1 pseudogene is annotated in these 356 nt (G+C 38.8%); it reads right to left on the minus strand.

Features of this window, described 5'->3' with window-relative positions:
* Positions 1-356: pseudogene (locus HMPREF2701_RS04860) on the minus strand (CHAP domain-containing protein); the annotation flags it as partial.

Raw genomic sequence — 356 nt, forward strand, 5'->3', positions numbered from 1 at the left:
GCCGCAAATGTAAAGAAGGAAAAGGCTGCTTTTAGTTTTTGATAGATATTTCGGACACTTGTAAGACCTTGTTTCTTTAATTTTCGATACCGATTTTTAAAGGAACTTGGATTATCTTTCGCTAGTTTCCATCCCTTTCCATCCTTAAAATGATGGTATCGCTCTTTTGTGTTGGTCAGTCTTTTCTTGGTAAAACGACCTGTTGCTTGTCCTGTTTTGACACTAGCTTTTCCAAGATTATAAGGAAGCCGACTGTAGCGTTTCCCTTTTCTAATGGTCTCTTGAAGTGTGCGATAGCCTTCTAAATCTTCATTTTCTGAAGCTAACTCTCCACCTTCACGTCCAAGGACATAAAG

This window comes from Streptococcus sp. HMSC077D04, assembly GCF_001808785.1.
Lineage (GTDB): Bacteria > Bacillota > Bacilli > Lactobacillales > Streptococcaceae > Streptococcus > Streptococcus mitis_BX.